This is a genomic window from Rhizobium sp. P43 (assembly GCF_056730705.1).
In genome coordinates, this window is sequence record NZ_CM161539.1 from 1,416,406 (window position 1) to 1,430,643 (window position 14,238).

Annotated in this window: 18 protein-coding genes and 1 tRNA gene; 5 read left to right on the forward strand and 14 right to left on the reverse strand. The window is 61.5% G+C overall.

What is annotated here, in order from left to right:
- The first annotated feature begins 9 nt into the window (after nt 1-9).
- The 3 genes from AC1PUL_RS06975 to AC1PUL_RS06985 all read left to right on the forward strand — a co-directional run bounded on the left by AC1PUL_RS06975 (nt 10) and on the right by AC1PUL_RS06985 (nt 4,378).
- Complete coding sequence (locus tag AC1PUL_RS06975; RefSeq protein ID WP_480467445.1) at nt 10-1,143, forward strand: Gfo/Idh/MocA family protein; 1,134 nt, start codon at nt 10-12, stop codon at nt 1,141-1,143.
- A gap of 166 nt (nt 1,144-1,309) precedes the next feature.
- A complete protein-coding gene (gene mgrA / locus AC1PUL_RS06980; RefSeq protein WP_480467447.1) occupies nt 1,310-2,362 on the forward strand; it encodes an L-glyceraldehyde 3-phosphate reductase in 1,053 nt (350 codons plus the stop codon).
- Between the two features lie 408 nt (nt 2,363-2,770).
- On the forward strand, nt 2,771-4,378 hold the full coding sequence (locus AC1PUL_RS06985) for a glycoside hydrolase family 43 protein (RefSeq protein WP_480467448.1): 1,608 nt from the start codon (nt 2,771-2,773) through the stop codon (nt 4,376-4,378).
- A 142-nt stretch (nt 4,379-4,520) separates the two neighbouring features.
- Here the strand turns inward: AC1PUL_RS06985 and fghA are convergent, their stop codons facing one another.
- The 10 genes from fghA to AC1PUL_RS07035 all read right to left on the reverse strand — a co-directional run bounded on the left by fghA (nt 4,521) and on the right by AC1PUL_RS07035 (nt 11,626).
- Nucleotides 4,521-5,354 carry an S-formylglutathione hydrolase gene (gene fghA / locus AC1PUL_RS06990; RefSeq protein WP_480467450.1) on the reverse strand — a complete coding sequence of 278 codons (834 nt, stop codon included), beginning with the start codon at nt 5,352-5,354 and terminating at the stop codon, nt 4,521-4,523.
- 26 nt (nt 5,355-5,380) lie between these two features.
- The gene (locus tag AC1PUL_RS06995) at nt 5,381-6,025 is read right to left on the reverse strand and encodes a DUF1345 domain-containing protein (protein ID WP_480467452.1); all 645 of its coding nucleotides are present in this window, start codon (nt 6,023-6,025) and stop codon (nt 5,381-5,383) included.
- Between the two features lie 47 nt (nt 6,026-6,072).
- Nucleotides 6,073-6,519: a YaiI/YqxD family protein gene (locus AC1PUL_RS07000; protein ID WP_140827743.1), complete on the reverse strand. Its 447-nt coding sequence runs from the start codon at nt 6,517-6,519 to the stop codon at nt 6,073-6,075.
- A 4-nt stretch (nt 6,520-6,523) separates the two neighbouring features.
- Nucleotides 6,524-6,652: a hypothetical protein gene (locus AC1PUL_RS07005; protein WP_480467453.1), complete on the reverse strand. Its 129-nt coding sequence runs from the start codon at nt 6,650-6,652 to the stop codon at nt 6,524-6,526.
- 10 nt (nt 6,653-6,662) lie between these two features.
- A complete protein-coding gene (locus AC1PUL_RS07010) occupies nt 6,663-6,872 on the reverse strand; it encodes a hypothetical protein (RefSeq protein WP_480467454.1) in 210 nt (69 codons plus the stop codon).
- A 95-nt stretch (nt 6,873-6,967) separates the two neighbouring features.
- Nucleotides 6,968-7,423 carry a GNAT family N-acetyltransferase gene (locus AC1PUL_RS07015; protein WP_480467455.1) on the reverse strand — a complete coding sequence of 152 codons (456 nt, stop codon included), beginning with the start codon at nt 7,421-7,423 and terminating at the stop codon, nt 6,968-6,970.
- Entirely contained in the window at nt 7,420-8,547 is a 1,128-nt protein-coding gene (locus AC1PUL_RS07020; protein WP_480467457.1) for an S-(hydroxymethyl)glutathione dehydrogenase/class III alcohol dehydrogenase, read from the reverse strand. Before AC1PUL_RS07020 ends, AC1PUL_RS07015 begins: the two co-directional genes overlap by 4 nt.
- Nucleotides 8,548-8,648: 101 nt before the next feature.
- On the reverse strand, nt 8,649-9,305 hold the full coding sequence (locus AC1PUL_RS07025; protein WP_480467459.1) for a GNAT family N-acetyltransferase: 657 nt from the start codon (nt 9,303-9,305) through the stop codon (nt 8,649-8,651).
- Nucleotides 9,306-9,320: 15 nt separating this feature from the next.
- Entirely contained in the window at nt 9,321-10,592 is a 1,272-nt protein-coding gene (locus tag AC1PUL_RS07030; RefSeq protein ID WP_480467461.1) for a zinc metalloprotease, read from the reverse strand.
- 101 nt (nt 10,593-10,693) lie between these two features.
- Nucleotides 10,694-11,626 (reverse strand): DMT family transporter, encoded by a 933-nt coding sequence (locus AC1PUL_RS07035; RefSeq protein ID WP_480468523.1) that lies wholly within the window; start codon nt 11,624-11,626, stop codon nt 10,694-10,696.
- A 296-nt stretch (nt 11,627-11,922) separates the two neighbouring features.
- On the opposite strand from AC1PUL_RS07035, the gene AC1PUL_RS07040 reads away from it, so the two are divergent.
- A complete protein-coding gene (locus AC1PUL_RS07040; RefSeq protein WP_480467463.1) occupies nt 11,923-12,360 on the forward strand; it encodes a helix-turn-helix domain-containing protein in 438 nt (145 codons plus the stop codon).
- A gap of 10 nt (nt 12,361-12,370) precedes the next feature.
- Here the strand turns inward: AC1PUL_RS07040 and lipB are convergent, their stop codons facing one another.
- Entirely contained in the window at nt 12,371-13,087 is a 717-nt protein-coding gene (lipB, locus tag AC1PUL_RS07045; RefSeq protein WP_298467609.1) for a lipoyl(octanoyl) transferase LipB, read from the reverse strand.
- A gap of 214 nt (nt 13,088-13,301) precedes the next feature.
- Here lipB and AC1PUL_RS07050 point away from each other — a divergent pair.
- A tRNA-Leu gene (locus AC1PUL_RS07050) sits at nt 13,302-13,386 on the forward strand.
- 95 nt (nt 13,387-13,481) lie between these two features.
- Here AC1PUL_RS07050 and AC1PUL_RS07055 read toward each other — a convergent pair.
- Genes AC1PUL_RS07055 through AC1PUL_RS07065 form a run of 3 tightly spaced genes read right to left on the reverse strand, consistent with a single transcriptional unit; the run spans nt 13,482 to nt 14,180 of the window.
- On the reverse strand, nt 13,482-13,757 hold the full coding sequence (locus AC1PUL_RS07055; protein WP_480467465.1) for a type II toxin-antitoxin system RelE/ParE family toxin: 276 nt from the start codon (nt 13,755-13,757) through the stop codon (nt 13,482-13,484).
- Nucleotides 13,747-13,992, reverse strand: coding sequence for a hypothetical protein (locus tag AC1PUL_RS07060; RefSeq protein WP_480467467.1), 246 nt, complete (start codon nt 13,990-13,992; stop codon nt 13,747-13,749). The genes AC1PUL_RS07055 and AC1PUL_RS07060 overlap by 11 nt, the downstream gene beginning before the upstream one ends.
- A gap of 35 nt (nt 13,993-14,027) precedes the next feature.
- Nucleotides 14,028-14,180, reverse strand: a complete 153-nt coding sequence (locus AC1PUL_RS07065; RefSeq protein WP_480467468.1) for a hypothetical protein — start codon at nt 14,178-14,180, stop codon at nt 14,028-14,030.
- Nucleotides 14,181-14,238: the final 58 nt, after the last annotated feature.

Genomic DNA, 14,238 nt, shown 5'->3' on the forward strand with positions numbered 1-14,238 from the left:
ACATTTCCCATGGCACGCGAACTCGGCGTCGGCATCATCGGATGCGGCAATATCTCCACCACCTATTTTTCACTCGCGCCGCTGTTTCGCGGCCTGAAGGTCGTCGCCTGCGCTGATATCAATCCCTCAGCGGCGGAAGCCCGTGCTGCGGAATACGGCGTCAAGGCCCAGACCATCGATGAGCTCCTCGCCAATCCCGAGGTCGATATCGTCGTCAATCTGACGATCCCGGACGCGCATTATCCGGTCTCCAAGCGCATTCTGGAGGCCGGCAAACACGTCTATTCGGAAAAGCCGCTGGTTTTGTCGCTCGAACAGGGCGAGGACCTGCGGGCGATTGCCAAGGCCAAGGGCCTGTCGGTCGGCTGCGCGCCCGACACCTTCCTTGGCGGTGCGCATCAGCTGGCGCGTGCCTATATCGATAAGGGCGGCATTGGCCGCGTCACCTCCGGTACCTGCCATGTGATGAGCCCCGGCATGGAGATGTGGCATCCGAACCCGGATTTCTTCTTCCTGCCCGGCGGCGGTCCCGTTCTCGACCTCGGCCCCTATTACATCGCCAACCTGATCAACCTGATCGGCCCGGTAAGGCGCGTTGCAGCGCTCACCTCGATGGCGAATGAGACCCGCACGATCACCAGCCAGCCGCGCAGTGGCGAGGTGATCCCGGTCAAGACCCCCACCAACATCCATGCGCTTCTGGAATTCCAGAACGGTGCGACGATCACGCTGTCGGCCAGCTGGGATGTCTGGAGCCACCGCCACGCAAATATGGAACTCTACGGCACCGAAGGCTCGCTCTACGTGCCCGACCCGAATTTCTTCGGCGGTGTCGTCGAAGCCTCCGGCCGCAACAAGGACATCCAGCCGCTCGAAGCCTGGGATCACCCCTTCGGTCGCAACAATCAGGAAAGCCCGCAGGGGCCGCGCGCCAACTACCGCACGGCCGGCCTCGCCGACATGGCGGTCGCCATCCTCGAAGGCCGCGATGCCCGCTGCTCGCTGGACCGCACCCTCCACGGCGTCGATGTCATGGTCTCGATCCTCAAGTCGGGCGAGACGGGCGAATTCGTGACATTGTCGACAACCTGCACCCAACCGGCGGCTCTGGGTATCGACGAAGCGCAGGCTCTGCTTAGATAAGGTGTGTCTTGACCCCTCATCCGGCTGCCGCCACCTTCTCCCCGTGAACGGGGAGAAGGCCGGTGAGACCGGCGTCTTGCCCCCTTCTCCCCGCCAGCGGGGAGAAGGTCCCGGCAGGGGGATGAGGGGCAAGCATGAAGCGTCTGCATCCGGGAGAGAACCACCCATGACCTATACCCCCGCCGAAAACCGCTATGAGCGGATGACCTATAATCGCTGCGGCAAGAGCGGGCTGAAGCTGCCGGCGATCTCGCTCGGCCTCTGGCACAATTTCGGCCAGGACACGCCGCATGCGATGAAGCGGGCGATCTGCCGTACCGCGTTCGACCTCGGCATCACCCATTTCGACCTCGCCAACAATTACGGACCACCGGCCGGCACAGCTGAAGAAGCCTTCGGCGAAATCCTGCGCACCGATTTTCGGGGTTATCGCGACGAGCTGATCATCTCGTCCAAGGCCGGTTACAACATGTGGCCCGGTCCCTACGGCGAATGGGGTAGCCGTAAATATCTGATCGCCTCCTGCGATCAGAGCCTGAAGCGCCTGGGCCTCGACTATGTCGACATCTTCTATTCGCACCGCTTCGATCCCGACACGCCGCTTGAGGAAACCTGCGGCGCGCTCGACCACATCGTGCGGTCGGGCAGGGCGCAATATGTCGGTATTTCCTCCTACAATTCGAAGCGCAGCCGCGAAGCCTACGAGATCCTCAAGAGCCTGGGCACGCCGCTCCTCATTCACCAGCCCAGCTATTCAATGATCAATCGCTGGATCGAGGAAGACGGGCTGATCGACACTCTGGAAGAACTCGGCGTCGGCTCGATCGTCTTCTCGCCGCTCGCGCAGGGCATGCTGACGTCGAAATACCTGAACGGCATTCCCGAAGGCACCCGCGCCACACAGGACAAGTCGCTCGATCCGGGCTTCCTCAACGAGCGCAACCTTGAAAACATCCGCGGCCTCAACCGCATCGCCGAAAAGCGCGGCCAGACGCTGGCGCAGATGGCGCTTGCCTGGGTGCTGCGCGGCAAACGCATCACCACGGCGCTGATCGGTGCATCCAAGCCTTCCCAGGTCGAGGACTGCGTCAAGGCAATCGAGACGCCCGATTTCACGGCGGAAGAGTTGGCCGAAATCGACGTCTTCGCCAAGGACGCCGACATCAACATCTGGGCCGCCTCTGCCGAGCGCAAGGGCCCGCCCAGGAAGAAGAAATAAAGAAACACCCTCCCCTTTAGGGGGAGGGTCGGAGCAAAGCTCCGGGGTGGGGTGACGTGCAGGCGTTTTCGTCGAACGGAGATGCCAAACTCGCAGGGTTCACCCCCACCCGCCGCTTCGCGGCGCCCTCCCCCCTCAAGGGGGAGGTGGGTACAGCGGCCTGAGACGTATCTCCCCTTTGCGGGGGAGAAGTCCCGCTGGGGAATAGAAGTGAAACTGGGGATACCCCCCCTCTGTCCGCTACGCCGACATCTCCCCCTCAAGGGGGGAGATTGCTGGAAAACCTGAAAGTCACCTCAAGCTATGGGGCGGCATAGGTAGTGCTCGCGGGATCGATCTCCCCCCTTGAGGGGGAGATGGCCGGCAGGCCAGAGGGGGGTAGCCTCGCGCATCGTTTGGAGAGACGCCATGATCATCAACCCCATCCTGCCGGGTTTCAACCCGGACCCCTCGATCTGCCGTGTGGGCGAGGACTATTACATCGCCACCTCCACCTTCGAATGGTATCCCGGCGTGCAGATCCACCATTCGCGCGATCTCGTGAACTGGGACCTCGTCACCCGCCCGCTCACCCGCGCCAGCCAACTCGACATGCGCGGCAATCCCGACAGCGGCGGCGTCTGGGCGCCGTGTCTCTCCTATGCTGACGGTCTTTTCTGGCTCGTCTATACCGACGTCAAACGCTTCGAAGGCTCGTTCAAGGACGCGCATAACTACATCGTCACGGCACCGTCCATAGAAGGCCCCTGGTCAGACCCCATCTATGTTAATTCCTCCGGCTTCGACCCCTCGCTCTTTCATGATGACGACGGTCGCAAATGGTTCCTCAACATGCAGTGGAACCATCGTCCCGAGGCGCGCAACACCATCGGCCATGCCAAGTTCGACGGCATCCTGCTGCAGGAATGGGACCCCAAGACGCAAAAGCTCATCGGCCCGATCAGGAACATCTTCGAGGGCAGCCAACAGGGCCTGGTCGAAGGTCCGCATCTCTTCAAGCGCAATGGCTGGTATTACCTGACGACCGCCGAGGGCGGCACCGGCTACGACCATGTCGTGACCATGGCGCGCTCCCGCTCGATCGACGGCCCCTACGAGATGCATCCGAACACGCATCTCATAACCTCAAAGGACAACCCGGAGGCGGAGCTGCAACGCGCCGGCCACGGCCAATATGTCGAGACGCCTGACGGCCAGGTCTACCACACCCATCTCTGCGGCCGCCCCATGGCCCCGAAGCGCCGCTGCACGCTCGGTCGCGAAACCGGCTTGCAGAAATGCGTCTGGAAGGACGATGGCTGGCTCTATCTCGAACAGGGCGGCGTCGTGCCAGCCGTCGAGGTTCCGGCGCCTACTGGTGCGGTGAAGCGCGAGGAACCCGTCGAGATCGTCAGGACCTTCGATAGCCCCGACTTACCATCCGAATTCCAGTGGCTGCGCACGCCGCATCCCGAACGCCTGTTCAGCCTGAGCGAGCGGGCAGGGCGCTTGCGCCTCTTTGGCCGGGAAAGCATCGGCTCCTGGTTCGAACAGTCGCTGGTCGCCCGCCGCCAGGAGCATCACCGCTTCCGCGCCGAAACCCGTCTCGAATTCTCGCCCGACACTTACCAACAGGTCGCAGGCCTGACGCATTACTACAACCGCTACAAGTTCCACGCGCTCGGCATCTCCACGGACGAAAAACTTGGCCGTTCGCTGATCATCCTCTCCTGCCCGGGCGATTATCCCTCCGGCAAGTTGACCTTCCCGATCGGCATGGGCCAGTCGATCCCCGAGGGTGCCGTGGATCTCGCCATGGAGATCACCGACAACGACCTGCAATTCTTCTGGCGGGTCGCAGGCGAAGGCGCATGGCAGGCCATCGGCCCCGTCCTCGACGCCGGCGTCGTCTCCGATGAAGGCGGCTTCGGCGAACATGGCTCCTTCACCGGCGCCTTTGCCGGCATGTTCTGCTTCGACATCACGGGACGCGGCAAACCAGCGGATTTCGAGCGGTTTGTGTATCGGCGGGGGTGAGGGGCGCGCTGACATACCCGGTCGTTGTCCTCGGGCTCGTCCCGAGGATCTACCGACGTTGCAGGCACCTCACCGGTAGCGGATGCTCGGGACATCCTCGGGTTTAACCCGAGGACGAGCATGACGGCATTTCACCGACAGCTCATCCCAGTCGTTCCGCATGCCACTTCAGATGATCCTCCATGAAGGTCGATATGAAGTAGTAGGAGTGGTCGTAGCGCTCGTGCATCCTGAGCGTCAGGCCGATATCGGTGCCCTTGATCGCTTCCTCGAACTTCCACGGCGCTAGACCCGTTTCCAGGAAGCTGTCGGCCTTGCCCTGGTCGATCAAAAATTCCGGGAAGCGGGCGCCGTCCTCGACCAGCGCGCAGGCGTCGTATTCGCGCCACTTGGCGCGGTCGGGGCCGAGGTACTTTTCAAACGCATCCTGCGTCCAGTCGGCGGTCAGCGGATTGACGATCGGGGCAAAGGCCGAGCAGCTTTTGAAGCGCTCAGGGTTCTTCAGCGCAATCGTCATCGCGCCATGGCCGCCCATGGAATGGCCGAAAATGCCCTGGCGGCTCATGTCGGCGCGGAACTGTTCGGCGATTAGGCTGGGGAGATCTTCCGTGATGTAGGAATACATCTGGTAATGCTCGGCCCAGGGCGTTTCCGTGGCATTCAGATACATGCCCGCTCCCTTGCCCATCTTCCAGTTGGTCAGCTCGTCGGCGACGTCATTGCCGCGCGGGCTCGTATCCGGGCACACCACGATCAGGCCGAGCTCGGCGGCCATGCGGCGGTATTCGCCCTTTTCCATGACATTGGCATGGGTGCAGGTCAGGCCTGAGAGATACCAGAGCACGGGCCGCTTTTCGCTTGTCGCCTGGGGCGGAACGAAGACGGCGAAGGTCATTTCGGTGCCGGTTGCTTCTGATTGGTGCGAGAAGACGCCCTGCATGCCGCCGAAGGCGGTGTTCTGGGAGAGGATGTTCATAAGGTCAGGTCCTTGTCTGCAGAGGTTCAGCCGGCGAGAGAGACGGCCGCGTTGACGGCGGCCGCGATCAGCACGGTGTTGAAGAAGTAGGAGATCGTGGCATGCAGGAGGTTCAGTTTGCGCATCGCGGTCGAGGTGATCACCACGTCCGAGGTCTGTGCCGTCATGCCGATGACCAGCGAGAAGTATAGAAAGTCATGGCCGCAGGGGTCTGGCGTGCTGGGAAAGTCGAGCCCGCCGCGCCGGCCGTTTTCATGCGCTCGGGAGGGGCGCCAGTAGACATGGGCGTAGTGCATCGCCGCCATGGTGTGGATCGTCAGCCAGCCGAGCACGACGGCGGCCACGGCCAGGGCAAGCTCCGGTGCGCCTGCCTTCTGTTCGCGGTTCAGCGCCAGGAACAGCGCGCCGATCGCGGCCACGATTGCAAGGGTGGTGACACCGAGAATGACGAAAGCCGGCGCGTCCGCCGCATCCGCCCTCTGCTTCAGATAGGCCGGCGTCAGGCGCCTGAGACGTAGAAACGACAGTGTCAGATAGGCAGCAAAGAACAGGATCGCCGGCAACTCGATCGTCACCGAGGGTTCGTAGACCGCCACAAAGGGCAGGGCTGTCAGCGCAATCACGCCCGCCACCATGAAGGCGCGATAACGGTGATCCAGTACGGAATTCATCAGATTTTTCAAAGCGTCGCGCCGCCTGGTGCCCGTTGAATTAAGGCCTACTTCTTGATCCGGCGGCAGAGCCTGTCAAGCGTTTCGAGGAAGGCGGAGCGGTCGCGCGGCGAAAAGGCGGCATTGTAGCCCTTGCTCTCGCCGGTCTCGCGAAGATGTGCCCCAAGATCGCGCATCGCGGTCGCCATGCCGATATTGGCCGTGTCGAAGATCCGGCCTGTCGGCCCGGTCACGAGCGCGCCCGCGGCCACGCAACGACCGGCAAGCGGCACATCTGCGGTGACCACGATATCGCCTTCGCCGCAACGCTCGGCGATCCAGTCATCGGCGGCATCGAAGGCGCCGGAGACGATGACATTCTTGACCATCGGATCGCGGGAGGGGCGAAGCCCCGAATTGGCGACAAAGGTCACCGGCAGATCATGTCGCTCTGCGACTTTCAGGATCTCCGGCTTCACCGGACAGGCATCGGCATCGACATAGATTTCGGGCATCGGATCAGTCGTCAAAGAATTTGCGATAGTCCCGTGCCGCGTGCAGGAGACGGATCAGCTCGATCCCGTCTGCGGTATCGAGCGGCTGGTAGATAGCCAGATAGCGGCGGAAGGGGAAGATGCAGACGCCCAAAAAGCCTCCGCTATTGGCGTTCCCGGAATGCCGCTAACAGTTCTTGTGCACTCTCCATCGGCGTTGCTGGACCGCTTCGCACGCCCGCCTCTGCCTGCCGGAGGACCGCGTTGCTCCAGAAATCGTCGTCTAGCTCTGGAATTTCACTCGTGTCGATGTCTTCGTCCGGTAGGTTTGCCAGTTCTTCTGGGCTGAGTTCCTTCTCGAATTTTTGGAGCATTCTTGTGCCTCCTGTCCGATACTGACGGAACCTAATTGTATCATTGTCCGGCTGCTGCAGGCCAGAGAACTCCCGGAAAACTTTGACTTCTGACCTTATCCCCGCCGCAGCATGTCCACATGCGGAATCCCATCCTCCAGATACTCCTCGGAGATCACCTCAAACCCCAGTGACCCGTAGAAATTCTGCAGATGGCTCTGCGCCGAAATCTCGATCGGCTCTGCAGGATAGAGTTTCTCCACCTCCGCAATCGCCTCGCGCATCAGCGCGTCCCCCAGCCGCTTGCCGCGATGGTTTGGCGACACCGCGACGCGTCCGATGCGGGGATGATGCTCCGGTGTCGGACGCCAGAGCCTTGCACAGGCCAACAATTCGCCATCCATCAGCAGCCGCAGATGCAGGCAGTCCTTGTCGTTGCCGTCGAGTTCCGGATAGGGGCAATGCTGCTCGACGACGAAGACGTCGACGCGCAGCTTCAGCATGTCGTAGAGGTCGGCGGCGGAGAACGCGTCGAGCCTCCGCACGTCGACAGTGTAAGGCACAGACATCAATAGACCACAACGCCGCGGATCGATTCACCCTTGTGCATCAGGTAGAAACCCTTGTTGATGTCTTCGAGCGGCATAGTGTGGGTGATCATCGGGTCGATCTGGATCTTGCCCTCCATGTACCAGTCGACGATCTTCGGCACGTCGGTGCGGCCGCGCGCGCCGCCAAAGGCGGTGCCCATCCAGTTGCGGCCGGTGACCAGCTGAAACGGACGGGTGGAGATTTCCTGGCCGGCACCGGCGACGCCGATGATGACGGACTTGCCCCAGCCGCGATGCGAGCTTTCCAGAGCCTGGCGCATCACCTTGGTATTGCCGGTGCAGTCGAAGGTGTAGTCCGCGCCGCCAATCAGGTCGTTGCCGCGTTTGGTCAGGTTGACGAGATAGGGCACAATGTCGTCACCGACCTCCTTCGGATTGACAAAATGCGTCATGCCGAATTTCTCGCCCCAGGCCTTGCGGTCCGGGTTGATGTCGACACCGATGATCATGTCGGCGCCGGCCAGGCGCAGCCCCTGCAACACGTTCAGACCAATGCCGCCGAGGCCGAAGACGATGGCCGTCGAGCCGATCTCGACCTTGGCGGTGTTGATGACCGCGCCGATGCCGGTCGTGACACCGCAGCCGATGTAGCAGATCTTGTCGAAAGGTGCGTCGGGGTTGACCTTGGCAACCGCAATCTCCGGCAGAACCGTGAAGTTCGAGAAGGTCGAGCAGCCCATGTAGTGGTGGATCTTGTCCTTGCCGATCGAAAACCGGCTCGTGCCATCCGGCATCAGACCCTGGCCCTGCGTGGCGCGGATCGAGGTGCACAGGTTAGTCTTGCGCGAGGTGCAGGAATAGCATTCGCGGCATTCCGGCGTGTAGAGCGGAATGACATGGTCGCCCTTCTTGACCGAAGTCACGCCCGGGCCGACATCGACGACGATGCCCGCACCCTCATGGCCGAGGATCGCCGGAAACAGGCCTTCCGGATCGGCACCCGAGAGCGTGAAGTCATCCGTGTGGCAGATGCCGGTGGCCTTCACCTCGATCAGCACCTCTCCGGCGCGCGGGCCTTCGAGTTGAACGGTCATGACCTCGAGCGGTTTTCCAGCCTGGGTGGCGACGGCGGCGCGAACATCCATGGTTTTTCTCCCTGACAAATCGTTGGCGGCGACTTTGGCACGCCTTCGCCTTCCGGCTCAAGAGCAGATCCGGATTTTATCAAAAGTCTGATTTTTCTTGTCTATTCGGCTCGGATCACCGGGAAATGCGGCGCGGCATCGGCGCGCAGGTCGCCTTTGAGCCGGGGGTCTTCGAAGAGTTCGATCATGCGTTTGTATGGCGTAAAGCCGGACCGCTGATAGAAGGCAAGTGCTGCGGGATGATCGAGATGGCAGGTGTGAACCCAGAAGCGCGCAATCGGCTTCGACCAGGCCGTTTCGATAGCAGCGTTCATCAGGATCCGACCAGCGCCCGATCCGATCAGGCTCTTGTCCAGGCCGAAGAAGGCAAGCTCGCATTCTGTGCCTTGGCGGAAGTCGAGTTCCAGTAATCCGAGCTTTTCGCCGTCGCGCATCATCGCATAGATTTCGACGGCAGGATGTTCGATGATCGCCCGCAGTTCGTCATCCGACATCACAAGACGCGATACCCAGAGCCAGTCCTCGCCGACCTGGCGATAGAGGGCGCGGTAGTCGGCGATCGACGGCTTTTCCCATCGGGAGACGGAGAGACTTTCCGCCGGCGGATTGGGTCTGAGGGCGGGTTTCGCCTTCATCTCAAGACAGGTGACGATGGTGGCGAGCATGTTTGCCGGCACATCGAAATAGCCGGCATTGAGCGAAGGGTTGTTCGTATCCATGCGGCAGTTGGATCGCGAAGGCCGGTTGCTGTCAAGCATGCCTGGCAGTCCGGATCACAGGAACAAGCGGTCGCAGGCATAGACCACGGCGTTCGCATGCATCGCGAGTGCCGCGTAATAGCCGAGACCAGTCATCAAACGCTCCGGCGAACTCATCGGCAGCAGCGCCTCGCGTGGTTTCACCGATTTCGTCCGGATCATGCTGAGCAGGATGAAGATCGCTAGACCACCGACCAAAATGGGTGGCGCAAGACCGATCCGCCAGCCGACCCAGAGGATCACACCACTGACCATGAAGCTGGCGATCCCGAGCGCATACTGCCCCTCGAAGACCTGACGCAAAACTTGTCCGCCGTCGAAACGGTAGGTCGGCAGAAGGTTCAGCAGATTGAAGGCTCCGAGGATGACTAGAAAGACCAGGATGGGGCCATCCATGCCTGCCGGGTGCGGAAACCCCGCGATAGATTGGTGAGCGGCGATGAGGATTGGCACCAGCAGGGCCGAGAAGCCGGCGCCCATCAAGGCGCAGGTCGCGACCTCAAAATGGCTGTGATAGGGCCGGCCGCCAATGGCAATTCCTCCCAGCAACGGCACGAAGATCATACGGACACTCTGATGGCCGAAGGCGCGGTACGCAACCATGTGTCCCAGTTCATACAGCAGAATCACGAGCGTCAGAAAGACCGACATCATCAGTCCGGTCGCTGTCAGACTGAAGAACGGCCAGAGCATCAGCGTCGAGAGCAAGACCAGTAGTGTCTGCCAGCCCGGATGCTCGAAATGCAGGAGGCTGGAGCTTGGCCGCTCCTCGATGTGATCGCGCAGCGATGCGAGTTCGCGCGCAAGCGCCATGCGCCTGAACAGGTAGAAGGCAATGCCGCGATAATTGTCCGTCTGCTCGAAGGTTACCTTGCTTCCCAAGGGTGCCCGCTCCACCTTCCGGCTTTCCCGATAACCTTCCCAGAATGACGGGTCGAGCGTGCTGTCGCCGATCACCCTGAGATCGCAGGAAAAACTTCCCGTCGCCGTCATCGCGGTCCGATCAACGATCATCGTCCGACGGGCCGGATGGCCATGCCGATCAAGATGGCGATAGGCGAATTCCACCAGGTCCGGCTTGCCCTCGACGGGTGTTACCGCGATCACGTTGGGATGCCAGGCTGTCTGGTTTCCGGCTGGACGGGCAATCTTCCAGACCTCTTCCGGCCGCTCAAGCACCAGCCGGCTGACGCGAATCGTGCGGCGCCCCAATGGGGCTGCCATCAGCAGCCAAAGCAGGCCGAGATTGACGGCAGCCAGAAACACTGCGGCCTCATGAGTCGCCAAGAACTCTCTCCCAAGTAAATGGATTGAGAGTTCAACCTAGGCGATAGATCTTAGAAATCTCATGATGAAACCGTTAAAATGCTTAGGATCACCCAGCGCGCTCAGCCGGCTTCTGCAATTTGGGGATTGGGCGCTGCCCGCCTCTGTTCCCGCCACAGGATGAAGAGCCCGGAGCCGACGATGATCAGGATGCCGAGCCATTTCGAGGGCGTCGGAAACTCATCGAAGAGGAAATAGCCGAGCGCGACCGCCGCGATGATCTCGAAATACTGGAAAGGCGCCAGCACCGAGAGGGTTGCCATGCGAAAGGCGCGCACGACCAGCAGGTGGATGTAGCCCGAAATGCCCCCCAGCAGGATCAGGAGACCGAGACCCAGGCCCGATGTCGGCAGCGAGATCTCGAAATCCGCTTGTCCGGCTGATGTTCCCAGAAGCAGGGCTGCGCCCATGAACAGCGTACCGCCGATGCCGGCCATGGTCTGCATGGTCATCGGCGTGTCGGCCTCGCCGATCGCCCGGTTCAGGAACATGTAGAGCGCGTAGAGAAAGGCGCAGGCGACCGGCAGCAATGCCTTGAGGCCGAAGACTTCGTAGCTGGGCTGGATGACGATCATCGCGCCACCGAAGCCGACGGCAATCGCCAGCCAGCGGCGCCAGCCGACCTTTTCCTTTAGGAAGACCGCCGACATTGCTGTCAGGATGAAGGGTTCGACGAAATAGATGGCGAACACATCCGCCAGCGGCATGTATTTGACGGCCATGAAGAACATCAGGCTGGCAGCGCCATGGATTGCGCCGCGAAGCAGGTTCATCCAGGGCCGCTTGGCCGAAAAGGCCCCCATGCCGTTCAGCGCAATCAGGACCGGCAGGACCGAGGCGAGCTGAAAGAAGAAGCGGTAGAAGGTGACCTGACCCGGCGACATGCCTTCCACCGTCGCCATGTATTTGGCGATGGCATCCATGACCGGCAGCACCAGCATGCAGCCAGCCATCAGGACCATACCACGGAGGGGATTGGAGGACGTGTCGTTCATGGCGGCGAGACTCGCATGCAGATCAGGGGCAGGGGCTTGCTTGACCATGCACGGCGCGCCGGCACGATCAAGCAAAAGAGAAAGATTGCGCGTGCGGGAACCATCCGGCAGGTCGCGCGTTATACACAGGTTTGAGCAGTGCCTGCCGTTTCGGAAAGACGGCGGTTTCGCACCCATAGGTGGCGTCTGCAGAAAAATACCGGAGCTCTGTTGTTGCTAATGTAGCAGGACGAGATCGGAATAGACCCTTCCGCCGGCTCCATGCCCGGCGGATCTGAACGATCAGGAGAGCGCGCATGCCCGCACGCAGACATAGTCCCCGCATCACCGATTCGAGCGACGATACGCTGGGAGGGCGCCTTTCCGCCGCGCGCGATGCCTCGGGCCTGTCGCTTGCCGATGTGGCCAACCGGATCGGCGTCAAGCGTGACAGCCTGCTGGCTTGGGAGGCTGATCGCTCGGAGCCGCGCCCCTCGAACCTGATCGACCTTGCGGGCATTCTCGGTGTTTCCCCCATGTGGCTGATGACAGGGGTCGGTTCCGGGCCGGTGCTGGAAGCGGGTGATGTGCCGCTGGAAGCCCTGAAGCTCCAGCTGCAGCGCCTTACGGATGCGCATCGGGAGTGCGGGCGGTTGATCGAGACGATCGCACGGCAGATCGAAGTTTACGAATCGCGCCACGCACGCGGCGCCGAACCCGGCGACTTGGACGGGCCGGTGATGGGCCGCGCCTGACGCGACCGGATCAACAGTCCTGCACCGTTGGGCCGAACACGTCCTCGAAGGCTTCGCGTAGCCGCATGTCGACATCGGCCATCATCACGGGAAGCCCGAGGTCGACAAGGCTCGTCACGCCATAGGCCGAGATCCCGCAGGGCACGATGCCGGTGAAGTGGCCAAGGTCCGGATCGACATTGATCGATAGACCATGAAAACTCACCCAGCGGCGCAGGCGGATGCCCAGTGCCGCAATCTTGTCTTCGCTCATCGTGCCATCGGGCAGAACAGGCTTTTCCGGCCGGCGCACCCAGACACCGACCCGGTCTTCACGGCGCTCGCCCTTGACGTTCATGCTGTCCAGCGTGCGGATCACCACTTCCTCGAGCGCTGCCACATAGGCGCGCACATCCTGGCGGCGGCGCTTGAGGTCGAGCATGACATAGGCAACCCGCTGGCCGGGCCCGTGATAGGTGTATTCGCCGCCGCGACCGGTGGCAAAGACAGGGAATCGGTTGGGTTCGATCAGGTCCTTGGCATCGGCGCTGGTGCCGGCCGTATAGAGGGGAGGGTGTTCCACCAGCCAGACCAGCTCATCGGCCTTTCCGTCGGCGATCAGGGCCACCTGGCGCTCCATTTCGGCGACTGCATCCTCATAGCCGACGAGCCCGTCAGAGACTCGCCAGCGCACCGGGTTTGCGCCTTCGCGGGCATGCATGGCGTGGTCGAGTTCGGTGCGGAGCATGAAATCTGCCTTCGGCTGTGGATTGGCGAAAAGCCTTGTTTTCCGTGTATTTGGCAAGAAAAGGCCCGGGTTTCAAGGGCCATGCCCACCCCCGTCCGGAGGGGTTTTCCACGGGCCGTGACGAATTTTCAAAAATCTGTCATGGCGGGCTTGTGGACCCGGAATGCTTTTGCTACATGCAGCCCCGCCGGAGCAATTCGGCGCCTACCACGATGCGGTCGTGGCGGAATTGGTAGACGCGCAGCGTTGAGGTCGCTGTGGGGCAACCCGTGGAAGTTCGAGTCTTCTCGACCGCACCAAAAAAGAACCCGGCCTTTGCGCCGGGTTTTTTTGTTGCCCGGATGGCTGACGGCATGGTCCGCTCTCCGCGGAATTCTTGGACAGTCCTCAGTGCTTAGTCTCTGTTCGGTCGCTGGGCTCCATGGAACAGGCGGCCAATGACGATCTGATGCGCCTGTGCACGATACAAGATGATATGCTTTCCGTGCACGAACTGATGGGTGACGCCGTCATACAGCCTGCCCATATTCGGATATTCGCTGAGGAGGACGAACACGGCATCAAGCTCCCGAAGGTATTTCTCGGCTTGCGCCTTGCTGAACGTCTCCAATGTGTAGCGGTAGATTTCTTGCAGGTCATGCTCCGCACGCAGCGTCAGCTTATAGCCCATACCCCGTCGCGCTCCGCGCCTGTCCCAGGATGTCGTCGACCGTTTTCTCCGAAATACCGCTTTCGAAACCGTCTTCGATCGCCGCCTGGATCGTGCGTCGCTTTTCCTCGGGCGTCAGCGCGTCAAACCACGCCCGCTGCTCCGCTGTGGGTACAGCCCAGGGATAGACGTCGATACTAATGGTTTCGAGGATGTTCATGGGGTTCAGACTAGCAAAGACCTGCTTGTTTGCCAAACTCCGCATTCGCCGGAAGCCTGATCGCCACTCGATCACGGTAGCGCGCGACCGCCGCTTGTGGCGCTCTCAATCCCCACCTCAGGAATATGGCTGCCGTCGAAACCTTCAAGAGCGAGCTGAATATCGGATTCGAGCTCGTCGCTATCCTCACGGGAAAATTCGGTGTGGAGGTCGTCCATGGCCATGGGCGCTCCCCGTCATCCGACCTGACGGATAATGCCGGGCCGCTCGCCTTGTTCGGCG